Below are 16,364 nucleotides of genomic sequence, written 5' to 3'. Positions count from 1 at the left end.
AGTTGAGGGTCCGGGGGCACCAGCCGGACGCACACGGGCCGGGGCCGGTCGGAGGAGAGCCCCGGCGGCGTACCGTGCACGCGGGACCGTCGAGTCGGGTCGACCGGGACAACCCGGTCCGGCCGTCCCGTGGTTCGCGTGCCGTACGTCCGCCGGGGCGTGACTGTCAGGGGGCCTCGGTCAGCACCACGGGGGGATGCCGTTCACGTTCTCGACCCAGCGGGCGGCCACGTAGCCGCCGTTCTTCAGCAGGTACCAGCGGGGATTGCCGTCCACGACCTCGCCGTTGACCTTGCAGCGGATCTTGATGATGGTGCCGTACGGGAGCGAACCGATCGGCTTGTGGATGGTGTTCGGGGTCTTGCGCACGTTGGCCGACGGGCGGGCGATGACCCGGCCCGTGTACGCGGCGGAGGACTGGCCGGCCTGCTCGGTGAGGGAGACCGGGGCCGGGCCGGGCCGGTGGTCGGCGGCGGCGGCCGGGGTGGCGAGAGCCGTACCGGCCAGCAGGAGCCCGGCGAGCACGGAGAGAGTCCGATACCCGGTGTGCGGTGCGCTCATGGCGTTTCCTCGTGATTCTCGGTGAGCATCCGGGAGCTTCCCGGGTGCGACACCTTCATGGCACGGCCGGAACGCGGCGGGGCCTTGTTCCTGTGGAAGAAACGCCGACTCCCACCCATATGGGCGCGCTGGCGCCGAAACCGCCCGGGTGGGACGGTGTCCGGCCGCCCCTTCGAGAACGTCGTGCCCTCGGGGTCCCGGCGGTGATCCGCCGGTCGGACGGGCGTGGCACCGCCGCCGTGGGTGCTCGTCGGCGGCGGTGCCACGTACGCGGGCCCGAGGGTCAGTGGCGTCCGACCGGGGGCAGCGTGAACGACGCGGGGCCGGCCGGCAGGTCCACCGTGTACTGGCGCAGGTAGGTGTCCAGGAACGGTGCGCGAGCCCCGGCGGTGGCGCGGTCGTCGGCCGGGTCGTCCAGGGCCAGCCGCACCCGGGCGTCCTTGACCTCGATGGTCTCGCCGGAGGGTGTGTCACGCCAGGAACCGGTCTGGATGGAGCCGATCTCCACGGCGAGGACGTGCCCGGCCGCCAGGGTCCAGTCGGTCGCCTTGAGGTCGACCGTCAGCGCGCGCGAGTCCACCAGGGAGACCTGCTCGTCGAACATGACGGCGGTGCCGTCCGGGGCGACGTCGTACAGCTTCAGCATCACGTTGCCCTCGCCCTTGGCGGTCAGGGAGACCTGGGGCGTGCCGGTGACACGTACGGCCCGCTTGAGGGGCTTGGACCATACGAAGAAGCTGGAGGTGATCTCACCGGCTTCCTGGCGCTTCGCCTGTCCCTCGGCGAGGCCCTTCGGCGCGGCCGGGTCGAGCGCGGGCGCGTTCTCCATGTCCCACTCGCCGGAAGGCTGCTTGTGCGGCCGCGGCGTCGCCTCGCCGGACGGGGCGAGGCCCACGCGGGCGGAGGCACCGCCGTCGTCGACGTACGAGCCGTCGCCGAGCTTGACGGTGGCGGACCGTTCCACGACGGGCCAGGTCTTCTGGGCGCGCCAGGTGCCGGTGGAGTCCTGGATCGAGTAGGCCGGGTGGTCGACCTTCGGCTTGATGCCCTTGAGGTACTGGTCGTAGAAGGAGAGCGTCTCCTCGTACCAGCCCTCGCGTCCCATCGCCAGGCGTCCGTCGCTGGTGTGGTCGCCGCCGCGCACGTGGTCCCACTGGCCGAGCCATCCGCGCTCGGGGCCCTTGTGGTTGGCGAGGTACTCCTGCATCTCCTCGGGCTTGGTGTTGTTCTCGATGAAGCCCTGGGTGACGAACAGCGGGGTGTCGGTGTGCCTGGCCATCCTGGCGAGGTCACGTGAGGTCCAGTGCTTGTCCCGCTGGTCGGGTATTCGGTATCCGGCCGAGTTCTCCGTGAGGCACTCGGGGTGGCTCTCCTCCCACCGCGCGTTGGCCAGGTAGCGGGGGTCGTCGTCCGCCATCTGGTCAAGGGTGGCTATGGAGTTGTAGGCGTTGGCGGTGCCGGTGACGTTCGGGCGCGGCACGCCGTTGGAGTAGATGTACTGGTACATGTCCCACACGGGCTCCTGGGCCACGACGGCCTTGAGCGCGCGCTGGTCCAGGTTGTTGCCGATGAGCCCGGTGACGGCGTCGTACGACTTGCCGTACATGCCGACCGCCCCGGTGGACCACGGCTGCCTCGCCGCCCAGTCGACCGCGGCCTTGACGTCTGCCTGTTCGCCCGGCCCGCCCCAGTCGAGGCAGCCGGTGGAGCCGCCGAAGCCGCGCAGGTCGACCATGACGAAGGCGTACCCCTCGTCGAACAGGTCCGCGCCCTCGATGAAGTCCTGGAAGCGGGAGGAGGGGCCGGTGTGCGTCCAGTCCTCGACATCCGTCTGCCCGGAGTGCCCGAAGTACGGGCCGACCGAGAGGATGACGGGCACGCGCTTCTTCTTCTTGGCCAGTGCCTCGGGGAGCAGGACATCGGCGTGCAGTTCGGTGCCGGAGCCGTCCGACGACGGGAAGTAGCTCTGCGTCCAGACCGAGCCCTCCGGGACGCGGTCGTTCTCCGCGTGCGTGACGGGGTCGGTCGCGGTGGCGACCGCGCCTGTGCCCGCGTCCGCCCGGTCCCGCGCCGCGGCGGCGGGACCGGTGAGCGTGCCGGTCAGCGCGAGCACGGCGACGAGTGATGAGGCGGCCCAACTGACCGTACGACGTCTTTTCACAAGCGTCTCCCAGAGTCGTGGGTACGGAGAAGTGCGACCGTAACGGCCCGCGTACGCAGGGGAGTTGTGCCACGGGTCCGGTCGGAGCTGACGGCGTGGGAGCCTACGATCATCATTTGATCGCGTCAATGCGGCAGCTCTTCGCGAAGGCCGGACCGAAACCCCGTCCGCGCAGGTCGGATCGGGGCGGATCACTCAGCGACCCGTCGTTCCCGAGGCCCTCGGTGGGTCAGCGCTTGGACCTGGCCCGTGGACCGTCCGAGGGGGCCATCCGTACGAGTGTTCGTACCGCCGTGTCGATCAGATCGCCGGAGGGCGCGTCGCTCCCGTGGGTCAGAAGTCGCGCGAGGGTGCGGACCACGACCGGGGTGGCCATGACGCGGCGGTTGAGGAGCGGCCGGTACCCGGAGCGGGCGAACACCAGGTCGGCGACGGTGTTGCCGAGCCGGTAGTAGCGCCCCCAGCGACGGCTCACCTCCCGCTCGTACTGGTGCAGGGCCTGCTCACGCCGCGCCCCGCCGGGACGGTGCAGAGCGAGCGCGACGGTTTCCGCGGCGACCTCCCCGGCCTCCATCGCCTGGACGATGCCCTCGCCGCTCCACGGGCTGATCATGCCCGCGCTGTCGCCGACGAGGAGCAGGCCGCGGCGGTACTGCGGCCGGCGGTTGAAGCCCATGGGCAGGGCGGCACTGCGCAGCGGGGAGTCGGCGTTCTCCTCCCGCAGACCCCAGTCCTGAGGCAGCCGCAGCAGCCATTCGTCCATGGTGGCCCGCAGATCGACCGCTCCGTGCCGCCGGTGGGGCAGGGCGCCGAGGCCCACATTCACGCGTCCGTCGCCGAGCGGAAAGATCCATCCGTATCCCGGCAGGTCGCGGCCGGTACGGGAGCAGCGCAGATCGGCCCAGAGTTCCAGGTACGGGTCGTGTGTGCGGACGTCGCTGCGGTAGTAGCGGCGGGCGGCGGTGGCGATCGGCATGCCCCGATCGCGTTCCAGCCCCATCGCGAGGGCCGTTCTCGCCGACGCGCCGTCGGCGGCGATCACCAGGGGGGCGTGGTAGGTCCTCGGCTGTCGGTCGGGTCCGGTGGTCGCGCTCACGCCGACGATGCGCCCGCGGCTGTCGGTCAGGGGGCCTGTCGCTTTCGTGTCCAGACGCAGTCGGGCTCCGGCGGAGACCGCCTGGCGGGCCAGAATGTCGTCGAAGTCGTGCCGCGTGCGGGTGAGCCCGAAGTCCGGGTGGCTGCCCGAGCTCGGCCAGTCGATATGTACCTGGCGGCCCTCGCAGATCCAGCGCATTCCCTTGTTGCGCTGCCAGCCCGGGGCGTCGATGTCGACGCCCATCCGGACCAGCTGGTGTACGGCCCGTGGGGTGAGGCCGTCACCGCACACCTTGTCCCGCGGGAACGTGCCCTTCTCCAGGAGCAGTACGTCCACTCCCGCGCGTGCCAGGTAGAGGGCCGCGGTGGAACCGGCCGGGCCCGCGCCCACCACGATCACCTGCGCCTGGTTGTCACCGACGTCGGCGGATTCGTGGGATCGCCCTGTTGGCGGCACGTGCGGCCTCCTCACCCCTTGGTAACCGGTGACGCGCCGGCGCCACGCGCCTCCGCGAGTCCGTTCACGTGCGCGTGGGACAACTACCCAGTCCGGTGCGCGGCAGACTCGTCGTGTGCTCCGAAGGCCTGACGGGGACCGAGCGAACATGTCGCCGCCGCACCGCTTGTCGAGCTGGCGAACGCTCTGGCCGATCTACCCGATCTGGCCGCCGGAGCGCTTCCCCCGGCTCCGGACGGGCGCGGTTGGTATTACGGGACTCCGGAGAGCCGAACCGTGCAGGGCGGGTGAGGCGCGATCCACTTTCGCGAGACGTCATGGAACGTGTGTACGGTCGGCGCATGACCCTTCAACATCCCGCGAACCGCGGCGGTGACAGGCCCGGCCGCTTCGCCCGCCTCGCCGAGTACGCTTCCAACTTCTCCAGTTCACCGGCGTTCTTCGGGGTCTGCATGGTCCTCGTCGGCATCGTCATCGGTGCGCACTTCGCCAAGCTCGACGTGACCTGGCTGCTGCTCGCGGGCGAGTCGATGACCGCCGTGACCCTGCTGCTGCTCGCCCTGCTGAAGAACTCCGAGCGCCGCGCGGAGTACGCCATCCAGCTCAAGCTGGACGCCATCGCGGCGGCTCTCCTCGAAACCCAGGAAGGCAAGCCGGGCACGGCCGTGCACAGCCTCAAGGAGGCGATCAAGATCGAGGACGACACCTGACACGCCCTAGGCTCTGTGCCGTGCAGTCCACTCGCCTCGACACCGCTCGGATCCTCGCGGCCCGCCAGGTGATCGACCCCGTCTTCCTCGACACCCCCCTCTACCGCTGCGAGTCGCTGGAGTCCCTGCTCGGGTGCGCCGTGAGTATCAAGCTCGAAACGGCGAACCCCGTCCGCAGCTTCAAAGGCCGCGGCACCGAGCTGGCCGCGAGCCTGCTCGTCGAGGACGGCTCGCGTGCGGTGGTGTGCGCCAGTGCCGGCAATCTGGGCCAGGCCCTTGCCTGGTCGGGTCGCCGCCGGGGGCTCGATGTGACGGTCGTGGCATCCCGCTTCGCGACGGCGGCCAAGCTCGACCGCATCCGCGCGCTCGGTGCCGGGCTGGAACTGGTGGACGGTGACCACGAGTTGGCGCGCGAACGGGCGGCGGAGGTGGCCCGGTACGAGGGCATCCGGCTGATCGAGGACAGTCTGGACATCGAGACCTGCGAGGGCGCCGCGACCATCGGCCTCGAACTGGTCGACGTCGCGCCGTCGTTCGACACCGTCCTGATCGCTCTCGGCGGCGGGGCGCTGGCCACCGGCGTGGGTCATGTGCTCAAAGCCCGCGCGCCCGAGGTCGAGATCGTCTGCGTCCAGCCCCTGGGCGCGCCCGCGATGACACTCTCATGGCGCCAACGGCGCGTCGTCACCACCGAGTCGACGGACACCATCGCCGACGGCGTCGCGGGGCGGCTTCCTATCGGGGCCGTCCTGGAGGACCTCCTCCTTGTCGCCGACGACGCCGTCCTGGTCCAAGAGGCGTCGATCATCGCCGGTATGAGGATGCTCCTCGACCACGCCGGCCTCGTCGTCGAACCGTCGGCGGCGCTCGGTATCGCCGCCGTCCTCGAGAACCGTGACCGCTTCGCCGGCCGGCACGTCGTCACCATCCTGTGCGGGAGCAACGTCGACGCGAACGCCTATCGCCGCTGGGTCGGCGCCGACCCCGCCCAGGGACCGTGAACACCCCCCTCCCCGCCGGACCATGACACCGGTCATCGCCTCCGGGTGACACCACTGATCGCCTCCGGACGACGGCCACGGCGATGTGCCGTGGCCGCCGCCGCCCGCAGGCGGGATCACTTCGCGCGGGAACGGGGGTCAGTCGGGCAGCACCGAAAGCGAGACCAACCGTGCGTCGTTGCCGGCCCGGCCCCATATCCGTAGAGCGACGTAGCGGGCGGTGCCCTTCACGGTGAGCGTCGCGTCACGGCCCCTGGTGCGGAACGTCCCGGCCGACTCGTACGACAGACCGTCCGTGCTGAACTCGGCCTCCGCCGACGGCACTCGGCCTCCAGTCCAGCTGATCCGGATCTCGCCGATCGCCGTCGGCTCCCCGAGATCGACCACCATGCGGCCGGCGGCGCCGGGGCTCCAGGAGGTGTGCGCGTCACCGTCGACGGCCGCCGCCGGGTCGGACATGCCGGGCGGCAGCGGCGCCGTCGGGAAGGTGACCCGGCCCAACGCCAGGTCGGCCAGCGGATATGCGGAGGCGCCGTGCACGGTCACCTGCTCGGTGCGTCCCCGGCGCACGCTGACGTGCGTCGCGCGCCCGCCGATCGGGGTGACCAGGAGACGGCAGGAAGGCCCGGTGAGCCGGAGGGTGGCCGCGTCGACCACCTCGACGCGCAGCCCGGCCGGAACGCGCCCGCCCGCACCCGGACGCAGGACGAAGCGCGCGGGCTTCACCTCCGCCCGGGCGGCCGGGAGGTCGGCGCGGTAGTCCGTGCCGTCGGCCGTCACCGTCTGCGTGCCCGCGTACACCCGTACGGAACGGGTGTTCTGCGGCAGGGACACCGTCGTGGTCACCGCCGCCGCCGACAGGTTGAAGAGGCTGAGATGCCCGCCCGCGGTGCTCGCCCGTACGTCGTGGTGGCCCGCGTCGGGTGCCCCGCGGCCGGCGGCCGCCTTCACCTCGGACGGAAGGCCGTTGGCATAACCCTCCACGACGACGGCCTCGGCCGGCCCGTCCGAGAGGATCAGCGTGTCGCCGTAGACGGCGAGCGGGTTGTTCGCACCGCGTACGACGAGGCCCGCCCGCCCGTCCACCGAGACCCATCCGCCGGTGCTGACGAGGTCGGCCTTCGGGTAGCGCGCCAGGTCCGTCCACGTCTGTCCGTCGGCCGAGCCCTGGAGTGCGTACGCCCGGCCCGCGGCGGACTCCCAGCGGAGGGTGACGCGGTCGAACTCCCGTTCCTCGCCGAGGTCGAGGGTGATCCAGCTGTCCGCCCGCGCGCGGTCCGCGACGGCGACGGCCCAGCGCGTCGCGAGGTCGCCGTCGGCGGCCAGAGCCGCGCCCTTGCCGGCGTCGGAGGACGAAGCGGTCACGGTGGCGCTCCGGGCGAGGTCCGTGCCGTCGGCGCCGTCGCGAACCTCGAACGCGTAGAGGGAGTAGCCGTACTTCGGGTCCGGGATGATCCCCTGCATCCGCACATACCGGTAGGAGGCCCGGCCGACGGTGGTGTCGTCCGTGCGCCCGCCGGCAGGCGGCGGGTTCCCGGCGCCGCTGTCCTTGGCGGCGACGGTGGTCGCGCCCTCGGCCGCGGTGTAGGTACGGCCTCCGTCGAGACCGGCGACACCCGGCATGGTGACGTTGTGCACGTCGAGGCGGCCCTCGCCGGCGGACGTGCCACTGGTCGCGTAGACGACGTCACCGGAGGGAAGCGTGGTGAAACCCGCGAAGCCCGTGGGCAGCGTGAGAAGGGTGGCGCTGCCGTCGAAACCGTCGCGGAGTTCGGTGTACGTGGCGACGTTACGGGCGGCCGGCTTGGCGGTGGTGGCGGGAAGGAACATAGGGGTGGAACCGCTGAGCGCGAACAGCCAGTCGTCATGGGCGGGCTGCCAGGCGAACTTGACGAAGCCGGGCTTGCTGACGGCCGCGGCCCAGGCCGCCGGCGACTGGTGCGCGACGAGACCCGGAGCGCTGCCGAAGTCCCTTACGCCGCTGGCCCGTTCGAACATCTCCCGCTCCGAGAGGGGGCGTACGGCCCTGCCCTGGGCGGCCCGCCATTCGTGCAGCAGATAGCTGATGGCGATCTCGGCGCGGGCCTCCGGCTCGTACTTCGGCTCCCCGGAGAACTTGGTCAGCCGGTTGACCGGCGGGTACGCCTGATAGGCCTCCAGACGCTCGGCCAGGGCGAGTTCGGCGCGGGCGGCGGCCCGGTCCCCGGCCACCTGGGCGAGGAACGCGATCGGGATCACGTCGCGTCCGTAGAGGTGCTCACGGTCGTTGACCATCGGCATCAGGGGCTCGCCCGAATCGCTCATCACCAGCAGGAGCGTCTCCCACAGGAGCCCGGCGTTGGGCTGGGCCGTCAGGACCTGCGGCATCGGCCGCCCTGCGGTGACGAAGTGCGCGGCGTTACGGCCGGACGTCCGCCACAGCTCGGACTGGTAGTGCGGGCCGAACGAGCCGTGATTCTCGACGATGAAGGTGTCGTAGAGGTTCTTCGCGGTGTTGTCGCTGATCGCGACGCCGTCGACCAGAGCGGGGTTCACCCGGTCCGCGGCGGGCAGTCCGGCCTCATTACGGCTCCACCGCCCGAAAGCCTCCTCCCACTGCCGATGCCCCGCATCCTCCGGCGCCCACGCGAGACCGGGAGCCAGCGACTGCGCGTAGACGCCCATCTCCTCCAGCTTGGTGTCGCTCACGAATCCGCCGGTGAGACCGTTCGGCGTCCAGTCCCCCGACGCGAGGTCGTCACCGGTGCCGAGACCGGTGGTGTACTCGGCCTGCGCCCGCGCGATCGTGTCCACGTTGTCGCGCGTCGCGCTGTCCAGCCGGTCCCACAGGAGGCGCGCCGCGAGGACGAAGTAGAGCTGGAACGTGGTGTCGAAGAAGAGGGTGCGGCCCCATTCGGTGCCACCGGTGAGGCGGTTCGAGGCGGCGAAGTGCTTGATGGTGTCGACGGTGCGGGAGAGCAGGGTCTTCTCGTCGACGCCGGCCCGCTCGGCGTCGTACGTACCGCGGGTGAGGAGCAGCGCGTTGCCGAGGACGACGGCGAAGCCGAAGTCCTTCGCGGTGTAGTACCCCTTGGCCGCGTCCCACTGGGTCTCGGACCAGCGCGTATGGGTGAGCAGCACCCGGTGGTAGATCTCAGCGATGCCGTCGGGGGCGGCCGGGCGGTGGCCGGACGGCCGACCGGCGGCCGCGGCCGCCGGCACGCCGAGGGACGAAGTCGTCGCCAACGCCAGGGACACGCCCGTCAGTTGGGCGAATCGGCGCCTGCTGAGCTTGGCCGGGTGGTGGTTCACGCGGATACGCCTCCTGGTACGGAGCGGAAGACAACGTTGTCAACAACGCGCTCATTCTTGGTATCCGAAGCCGAAACCGTCAAGACCCGGGGCGGCCTCCGGTCCGGTTCCCACACGATCAGGCGAGCCACGGAACGGAAGCCGAAGCCCCCCGGACCTCTAGGATCAACCGACAAAAGACGTCAAAAGGACTTTTCACCCGGAAGGGATGTACGGGAATGCAGACACGCCATATCGGTGCCGTCGAGGTCAGTGCCGTCGGGCTCGGGGCCATGAACATGTCGATCGAGGGCCGGCCGGACGAGGCCCGCTCCATCGCCACCATCCACGCGGCCATCGACGCGGGCGTGAACCTCATCGACACCGCCGACTCGTACCATCTCGCCGGTCACGACGAGGTCGGGCACAACGAGAAACTGATCGCCAAGGCGCTCGCCTCCCACAGCCGCGGGTCCGAGGTGCTGGTCGCCACCAAGGGTGGCCTCACGCGCCCCGACCTCGACCCCGGCCCGTACACCTGGCCGGTGAACGGCCGTCCCGAGCACATCAAGGCGGCCTGTGAGGGCTCGCTCAAGCGGCTCGGCGTGGAGGCGATCGGGCTGTACTTCCTGCACCGGACAGACCATGACGTCCCGTACGCCGACTCCGTCGGCGCGATCCGCGACCTGCTCGACGCCGGCAAGATCCGTATGGCGGGCATCTCGAACGCCACTCCCGACCGGATCGAGCTCGCCAACAGCACGCTGGACGGGCGGCTCGCCGCCGTACAGAACCAATTCTCCCCAGCGTTCCGGTCCAGCGAACCGGAGCTGGAGCTGTGCGGTGCGATGGGCGTCGCGTTCATGCCCTGGGCACCGCTCGGCGGAGTCTCCCGGCCGAAGAGCGGAAGCAGCCCCGTGCACGACCGGTTCGCCCGGATCGCCGAGGCGCACGGGGTGAGCCCGCAACAGGTCAGCCTGGCGTGGATGCTCGCCAAGTCACCGATGACCATCCCGCTTCCCGGGTCCACCCGGCCGGAGACCGTACGCGACTCGGCGGCGGCGGTCGATCTCGCACTGAGCGACGCGGAACTGAGCGAGCTCGACACCGTCTGAGGTCCGCTCCCCCGATGTTCGACCTCCCCGCTCCGCTGCCGCCACATCCCCGTAAGCCGAGGTCACCCCTTGGGGTGACGTCACCGGAGAGCGGCACGCCAACTGAGAGAAATGTGGCAATTTGAGCACGTTGCACATCCAGTCAACACCGCTCATCAAAGGGGTCTCATGGTGTACACGCGTCCCAAGAAGGTCCGGCCGGCGGCAACCGCGCGCCGACGGCTGGCGGCCACCGCGGCGGCTCTGGCCACCGTCAGCGTCGTGGGGCTGATGACCGCGAATCCGGCGAGCGCCGCGGCGAAGCAGACGTGCGGTGAACAAATCTGCGTGGCGACGGCCTACCAGGGCGCCCGCTACATCCAGGACATCACCGTCTTCACCAAGGACGGACTGCCGGGGAAGTTGCGGGCTTTCGCGGCCGACTTCTCGCAGAGCAAGGCCAACGACGACCGGCACGTGTTCCCCGTCAATCGCGAGCTCGGCGAACCTGGATCCGGACCCCTGCTGGTCTGCGGGGGGTTGGACCGCAGCGGCAGGGTCCTTGAGAACCACTGCGTACGGATCCCCTGATCCGTCAGCCCCGGTCGTGTGCGGCACCGTAACGGCGGGGCGCTCGACACGCCCTCGACCGGTCGGGCCCACCGGTCCGCTCCGGCCGTGGACCGTGGGTACGGATCCCGGTCCCCGCCGTCCACCGGCGGGGACCGGGTGGTGCGACGGCGGACGCCCGGCGCGCGACACACCAAGCCGGCGTACTCCGTGCTCCGTGCTCCGTGCTCCGTGCTCCGGGGCGGGACAGCCCCGCTTGACCTGAAGGTTGGTTGAGGTTCTACGGTCCTCCCATGAGTATGGAGTCCACTGCCTGGACGCAGTTGCACAACGTCATGAACGCCCGCACCGAGCGCAGACAGTTCGACCGCGCCACGCTTCACAGAATCGCCGGCTTCGCCCGGCCGCACCGCCGCCGCATCATTCTGTTCGTCCTGCTCGGGGTCGCCACCGCGCTGCTCGCGGTGGCGACGCCCGTCCTCGCCGGCCGCGTGGTCAACGCGATCGTGTCGGGCGGTGACGAGCGGGTCGTGGTCCAACTCGCCCTGCTCATCGCGGTCATCGCCGTGGCAGAGGCCGGTCTGGGCCTCCTCGGCCGCCGGCTCTCCGCCACTCTCGGCGAGGGGCTGATCCTGGACCTGCGGACCGCGGTCTTCGACCATGTCCAGCGCATGCCTGTCGCCTTCTTCACCCGTACCCGTACCGGAGCCCTGGTCTCCAGGCTCAACAACGATGTGATCGGCGCACAGCGCGCCTTCAGCAACACGCTCTCCGGTGTCGTCAGCAATGTGGTGACTCTGCTGCTGACCCTTGCCGTGATGCTCACCCTCTCCTGGCGCATCACGCTCCTCGCGCTCGTCCTGCTCCCGGTGTTCGTGGTGCCCGCGCGCCGGATGGGCTCCCGTATGGCGCGGCTTCAGCGGGAGGCCGCCGATCTGAACGCCTCGATGGGCAACCGCATGACCGAGCGGTTCTCGGCGCCGGGCGCGACCCTGATCAAGCTGTTCGGGCGGCCCGCCGACGAGTCCGCCGAATTCGCCGCACGGGCCCGGCGGGTACGGGACATCGGGATCCGTACGGCCATGGCTCAGTCCACGTTCATCACCGCCCTGACCCTCGTCTCCGCCCTGGCGCTGGCGCTCGTCTACGGGCTCGGTGGCTCCTACGCGCTGCGTGGCACCCTCGATCCCGGCGCGGTGGTCGCGCTGTCCCTGCTTCTCGTCCGCCTCTACGCGCCCCTGACCGCGCTCGCCGGCGCGCGCGTCGAGGTGATGAGTGCCCTGGTGAGCTTCGAGCGGGTCTTCGAAGTCCTCGCGCTGAAGCCCCTGATCGAGGAGCGGTCCGACGCGCGGCGGGTTCCCGAGGGGCCGGTCTCCGTCGAGTTCGACTCCGTACGCTTCGGTTACCCCTCGGCCGACAAGGTCTCCCTGGCATCGCTGGAAGAGGTCGCCTCGCTCGACAGCCGGGGCGGCGCCGAGGTCCTCCACGGCATCTCGTTCCGCGCCGAGCCCGGCCAGACGGTCGCCCTCGTGGGCTCGTCCGGCGCGGGCAAGTCGACCGTCGCGCAACTGCTCGCGCGGCTCTACGACACCGACGAGGGTGCCGTTCGTATCGGCGGGCTGGACGTACGTGACCTGTCGGCGGAGTCCCTGCGTACGACCCTGGGCATGGTCACCCAGGACGGCCATCTCTTCCACGAGTCCATTCGCGCGAACCTGCTGCTGGCCCGGCCCGGGGCCACCGACGACGAGTTGTGGGACGTCCTGCGGCGGGCCCGCCTCGACGCCCTCGTCCGGTCGCTGCCCGACGGTCTCGCCACCGTCGTCGGCGAGCGCGGCTACCGGCTGTCGGGTGGCGAACGCCAGCGTATGACCATCGCCCGGCTGCTTCTCGCCCGGCACCGCGTCGTGGTCCTCGACGAAGCGACCGCGCATCTGGACAACACCTCGGAGGCCGCGGTCCAGGAGGCGCTCGCCGAAGCGCTGGAGGGCCGTACCGCCGTCGTGATCGCGCACCGTCTCTCCACCGTACGGGCGGCCGATCAGATCCTGGTGGTCGAGGACGGCCGGATCGTGGAGCGGGGCACGCACGAAGAGCTGCTGAGCGCGGAGGGCCGTTACGCGGAGCTGTACCGCACGCAGTTCGAGGGCGGGGAGGCTGGTGAAGCCGGCACGCTCGACCGGGAGCCGCGCGAGGTGACTCCCTGCGACCTCCCGCCCTGTGGCGACCTGGGCGCGGGGGTCGCCACAGGCGTCGCGCCCGCGGCCGGGTAGAGGGGCGGGGGGCGGGGCTGGTGGCGGTTGGCGGTGTCCGGCGCTGGAAGGCTTACGTCGGCGAGGCCCCACGACCAGCCCCAGCAGCCGGAACGGCACACTGGACAAACCGACGGGCCGTCACGAGGATCGAGGCTTGGTCGTACGGGGCGGGTTCCCCTGCGCCCAGGGCCGCCGCGCGGGATGCGTGTCGCTCCGTTCGCGTTCCGCCGCGCTGCCGCTCTGCTGCGCTGCCGCCCAAAGGATCCGCCGTTCCGCCGTTCCGCCGTTCCGCCCTTATCTCGCTCGCGCAGGCCTCAGTCGAGGCCAACTCGTACGAAGGGTGCGTATGTCTGGCATAACCAGAGCAACGTCGCATGATCCGCAGGAAATCGTCCGTCACGTGCGAGCAGGCACGCTCGACCGGCGAAAACTGCTCAAGATGTTCGGCGTGACCGCGGCGTCGGCCGGGCTGGTGGCGGCGGGTCAGTCGTCAAGTTCCGCGCGGAGCCGCCGCTACGACTACGTCATCGTGGGGGCCGGCTCCGCCGGCTGCACGCTGGCCGCGCGATTACTGACGGATTCGGATGCCAGTGTCCTGCTGATCGAGGCGGGCGGGTCCAACGACCTGCCGGAGGTACGTGACTTCACGAAGTCCGGCACCCTGACGGCTCCTGGCTCTCCGCTCAACTGGCCGTTCCAGTCCGAGCCGCAGCCCGCCCTGATGGGCCGGCCCCAGTCCTTCGTGTGCGGCAGGCTCGCGGGCGGCAGCAGTTCCATCAACGGGATGGTGTGGGTCCTCGGCAATCCGGCCGACTACGACCACTGGGCAGCGCAGGGCGCCGAGGGCTGGGACTATACGAACGTACGTCCGTCGCTGGACGCGCTGACCGGACCGATCCGACCCTCGGACGAGCTGACGCGGCGTAACGCGCTGTCACGCGCCACACTGGAAGCGGCCGTCGATCTCGGGTACCGGTACAACCCCGACTACAACGGGGCCTCGCAGTTCGGCGCGGCCTACACGCAGCTCAACGTGCGCGACCGCGTCCGCCAGGACGCCTTCACCGCGTTCCTCGCGCCGCATCTCACCGATCGCCGTCTGACCGTGGTGACGGATGCCAATGTCACGCGGTTGACGTTCGACCGGCGGCACGCGATCGACCGTGTTGTCATCGAGTCCGGGGAACGCGAGTACACGGTCGGGGCGGAGCGGGAAGTCGTCGTCAGCACGGGTGCGGTGAACACCGCTCGTCTGCTGCAACTCTCCGGCGTCGGCGCCGCCGGTGACCTGGAACCGCTCGGCATCGACGTCGTGACCGACCTTCCCGGTGTCGGGCAGAACCTGCACGATCACCTGGTCTCGGTCGTTTCCAGAGCCCTCAGGGCTCCCGAGCCGGAGTCCCACCTCACCGCGATGGACGTCAACGTCTTCACCGGCAGGGGCCGGGTGCCGGGGACTCCCCGGTTCCAGTTCCAGAGCTACTACTCGCGCGTCGGTTATCCGCCGGCTCCCGACGAGTCGGCGTCGATCGGGGTGGTGAACCTGCACCCGACGAGCCGCGGCTACGTCAAACTGCGCTCGGCCGACCCGAATACCCCACCGGTCATCCAGCCGAACTTCCTTCAGACACGCGAGGATCTGGAGTACTCCCTGGAGGGTTTCGAGCTCTCCCTGGAACTGATGAACGCGAGACGGCTCCGTACGTGGGTGACGGAGAAGAACGTCGTGCCGGACACACCGGTCAGGACCAGAAAGGAGAGGATCGCCGCGCTGCGCGCCTTCTCCCAGTCCGACTTCCACACGGTGGGCACCTGTCGGATGGGCACGGACAGGCTCGCCGTCGTCGACCCCCAGTTGCGCGTACGGGGCGTCACGGGCCTGCGCCTGGCGAGCGCCGCGATAATGCCCAGCGTCACCTCAGGCAACACCAACGCCCCGTCGATGATGATCGGCGACCGCTGCGGACGGCTGATGCTCGGCCTCGGCTGAAGCGGCTGGCGGGCGTGGCAGGGGCGGCCTGTCGCGAGGCGGTGATGTGAACGGCAGGGCCCGCGCCCCGGATCGGGGTGCGGGCCTCAGTGCCGCGCAGTGCCGCGCTCGCCGGACGCCGCTCGGGCCTCCCACTCACCGGCAGGGCGCAGACGTTCCAGTGAGCCGGCGGCTTTCCCCACCGGCCGAGTGGAGTGGCGCCCGGGTCTGTGAGCCGATCCGGCCAGTAGATCACTTTGCGTCAACCATCCGTAACTCATCGGCGCCGGGCGGGGGTTCGGGATACACAGAGAGCCGAAGCGTGCACGTGAGCCGATGGCGGCTGGTGACTGACGGGGGGGGTGGGCGGGTGCTGACCGTGGTGATCGTGTCGGCGCTGGGCATTCTGCTCGCCCCCACCGACATGGGCCAGGGGATCCTGAACGTCCTCCAGCAGCTCACGAACAGCATTACGGGGGCCGGCCAATGAGCCCCCGCGCTCGTAGGAGCCGCACCGCGGCCAGGCGCCCGCCCGTGCGGCGGCGCCCCCGTCGGCCCGGCAGGCGGCGGCAGCGGGCGAACGACCGGCTGATCGGGCTCCTGGCCGGCGCCGCCCTTGCCATCACTCTGGCGGTCGCTGTCGCCAACTGGCTGCTGGCCCACTGGTGGATCCTGGTCGTCGCCGGCATGCTCGCGACGTTGGCGGGCGGCACTTGGCTCCACCGGAGACGGCAGGCGGCGCAGTGGGACGCGGTCCGCCTGTCGGGCCTCCGCTACGGGCTGGACGAGCTGGACGCCCTGCATCACACCCAGTTCGAGGACGCGGTACGGGAACTGATGCGGCGTGACGGCTGCCCGGACGCCATCCGCGTCGGGGGCCGCGGCGACCTGGGCGCCGATGTGAAGGCCACCGACCCCTACGGGCGGCACTGGGTGATCCAGTGCAAACACCGGCGCAACGGCCTCGCCGGCGCGGCAGTGGGCACTCCGGACCTCCAAGTCCTCAACGGAACCGCCCGCCAGGTCCACGGCGCCGACATCGCGGTGATCGTGACGAACGGCCGGGTCACCGCCCCGGCCGTGGCCTTCGCCGCGCAGCAGCGGCTGCACGTCGTCGACCGTCGCACCCTCGCGGTGTGGGCGTCCGGCACCCGCCCCCTGTGGGAGCTGTTGCGTGCCGTCCCGCCGCCTCGCCGTCCGACCGCCCTCTCCTGAGACCGT

12 protein-coding genes are annotated in these 16,364 nt (G+C 70.8%); 8 read left to right on the top strand and 4 right to left on the bottom strand.

The window, feature by feature from the left end; all coding sequences use genetic code 11:
• Nucleotides 1-180: 180 nt before the first annotated feature.
• From ACFWU9_RS05330 to ACFWU9_RS05320, 3 genes are all read right to left on the bottom strand, one after another.
• Nucleotides 181-561 (bottom strand): SH3 domain-containing protein, encoded by a 381-nt coding sequence (locus ACFWU9_RS05330; protein WP_384315028.1) that lies wholly within the window; start codon nucleotides 559-561, stop codon nucleotides 181-183.
• Nucleotides 562-844: 283 nt separating this feature from the next.
• On the bottom strand, nucleotides 845-2,722 hold the full coding sequence (locus tag ACFWU9_RS05325; RefSeq protein ID WP_384315027.1) for a CocE/NonD family hydrolase: 1,878 nt from the start codon (nucleotides 2,720-2,722) through the stop codon (nucleotides 845-847).
• Between the two features lie 229 nt (nucleotides 2,723-2,951).
• On the bottom strand, nucleotides 2,952-4,274 hold the full coding sequence (locus ACFWU9_RS05320) for a geranylgeranyl reductase family protein (RefSeq protein ID WP_384315026.1): 1,323 nt from the start codon (nucleotides 4,272-4,274) through the stop codon (nucleotides 2,952-2,954).
• 341 nt (nucleotides 4,275-4,615) lie between these two features.
• On the opposite strand from ACFWU9_RS05320, the gene ACFWU9_RS05315 reads away from it, so the two are divergent.
• Together ACFWU9_RS05315 and ACFWU9_RS05310 are read left to right on the top strand one after the other, a co-directional pair.
• Nucleotides 4,616-4,984, top strand: coding sequence for a low affinity iron permease family protein (locus tag ACFWU9_RS05315; RefSeq protein WP_384315025.1), 369 nt, complete (start codon nucleotides 4,616-4,618; stop codon nucleotides 4,982-4,984).
• Between the two features lie 20 nt (nucleotides 4,985-5,004).
• Nucleotides 5,005-5,985, top strand: a complete 981-nt coding sequence (locus ACFWU9_RS05310) for a threonine/serine dehydratase (RefSeq protein WP_384315024.1) — start codon at nucleotides 5,005-5,007, stop codon at nucleotides 5,983-5,985.
• Between the two features lie 138 nt (nucleotides 5,986-6,123).
• Here the strand turns inward: ACFWU9_RS05310 and ACFWU9_RS05305 are convergent, their stop codons facing one another.
• A complete protein-coding gene (locus ACFWU9_RS05305; RefSeq protein WP_384315023.1) occupies nucleotides 6,124-9,276 on the bottom strand; it encodes a discoidin domain-containing protein in 3,153 nt (1,050 codons plus the stop codon).
• A gap of 218 nt (nucleotides 9,277-9,494) precedes the next feature.
• On the opposite strand from ACFWU9_RS05305, the gene ACFWU9_RS05300 reads away from it, so the two are divergent.
• The 6 genes from ACFWU9_RS05300 to ACFWU9_RS05275 all read left to right on the top strand — a co-directional run bounded on the left by ACFWU9_RS05300 (nucleotide 9,495) and on the right by ACFWU9_RS05275 (nucleotide 16,358).
• Nucleotides 9,495-10,370 (top strand): aldo/keto reductase, encoded by an 876-nt coding sequence (locus ACFWU9_RS05300; RefSeq protein WP_384315022.1) that lies wholly within the window; start codon nucleotides 9,495-9,497, stop codon nucleotides 10,368-10,370.
• A 168-nt stretch (nucleotides 10,371-10,538) separates the two neighbouring features.
• On the top strand, nucleotides 10,539-10,940 hold the full coding sequence (locus tag ACFWU9_RS05295; RefSeq protein ID WP_384315021.1) for a hypothetical protein: 402 nt from the start codon (nucleotides 10,539-10,541) through the stop codon (nucleotides 10,938-10,940).
• Between the two features lie 278 nt (nucleotides 10,941-11,218).
• A complete protein-coding gene (locus tag ACFWU9_RS05290; protein ID WP_384315153.1) occupies nucleotides 11,219-13,192 on the top strand; it encodes an ABC transporter ATP-binding protein in 1,974 nt (657 codons plus the stop codon).
• Nucleotides 13,193-13,574: 382 nt separating this feature from the next.
• Nucleotides 13,575-15,164 (top strand): GMC family oxidoreductase, encoded by a 1,590-nt coding sequence (locus tag ACFWU9_RS05285; RefSeq protein WP_384315020.1) that lies wholly within the window; start codon nucleotides 13,575-13,577, stop codon nucleotides 15,162-15,164.
• A gap of 325 nt (nucleotides 15,165-15,489) precedes the next feature.
• Nucleotides 15,490-15,633, top strand: coding sequence for a hypothetical protein (locus tag ACFWU9_RS05280; RefSeq protein ID WP_384315019.1), 144 nt, complete (start codon nucleotides 15,490-15,492; stop codon nucleotides 15,631-15,633).
• Nucleotides 15,630-16,358, top strand: a complete 729-nt coding sequence (locus ACFWU9_RS05275; protein WP_384315018.1) for a restriction endonuclease — start codon at nucleotides 15,630-15,632, stop codon at nucleotides 16,356-16,358. Before ACFWU9_RS05280 ends, ACFWU9_RS05275 begins: the two co-directional genes overlap by 4 nt.
• The last annotated feature ends 6 nt before the right edge of the window (nucleotides 16,359-16,364 follow it).

Source organism: Streptomyces sp. NPDC058653 (genome assembly GCF_042716895.1).
In the GTDB taxonomy this organism is placed as follows: Bacteria; Actinomycetota; Actinomycetes; order Streptomycetales; family Streptomycetaceae; genus Streptomyces.
The sequence above is the reverse complement of the archived record's forward strand: the minus strand, read 5'-3'. Positions and strand labels throughout refer to the sequence as shown.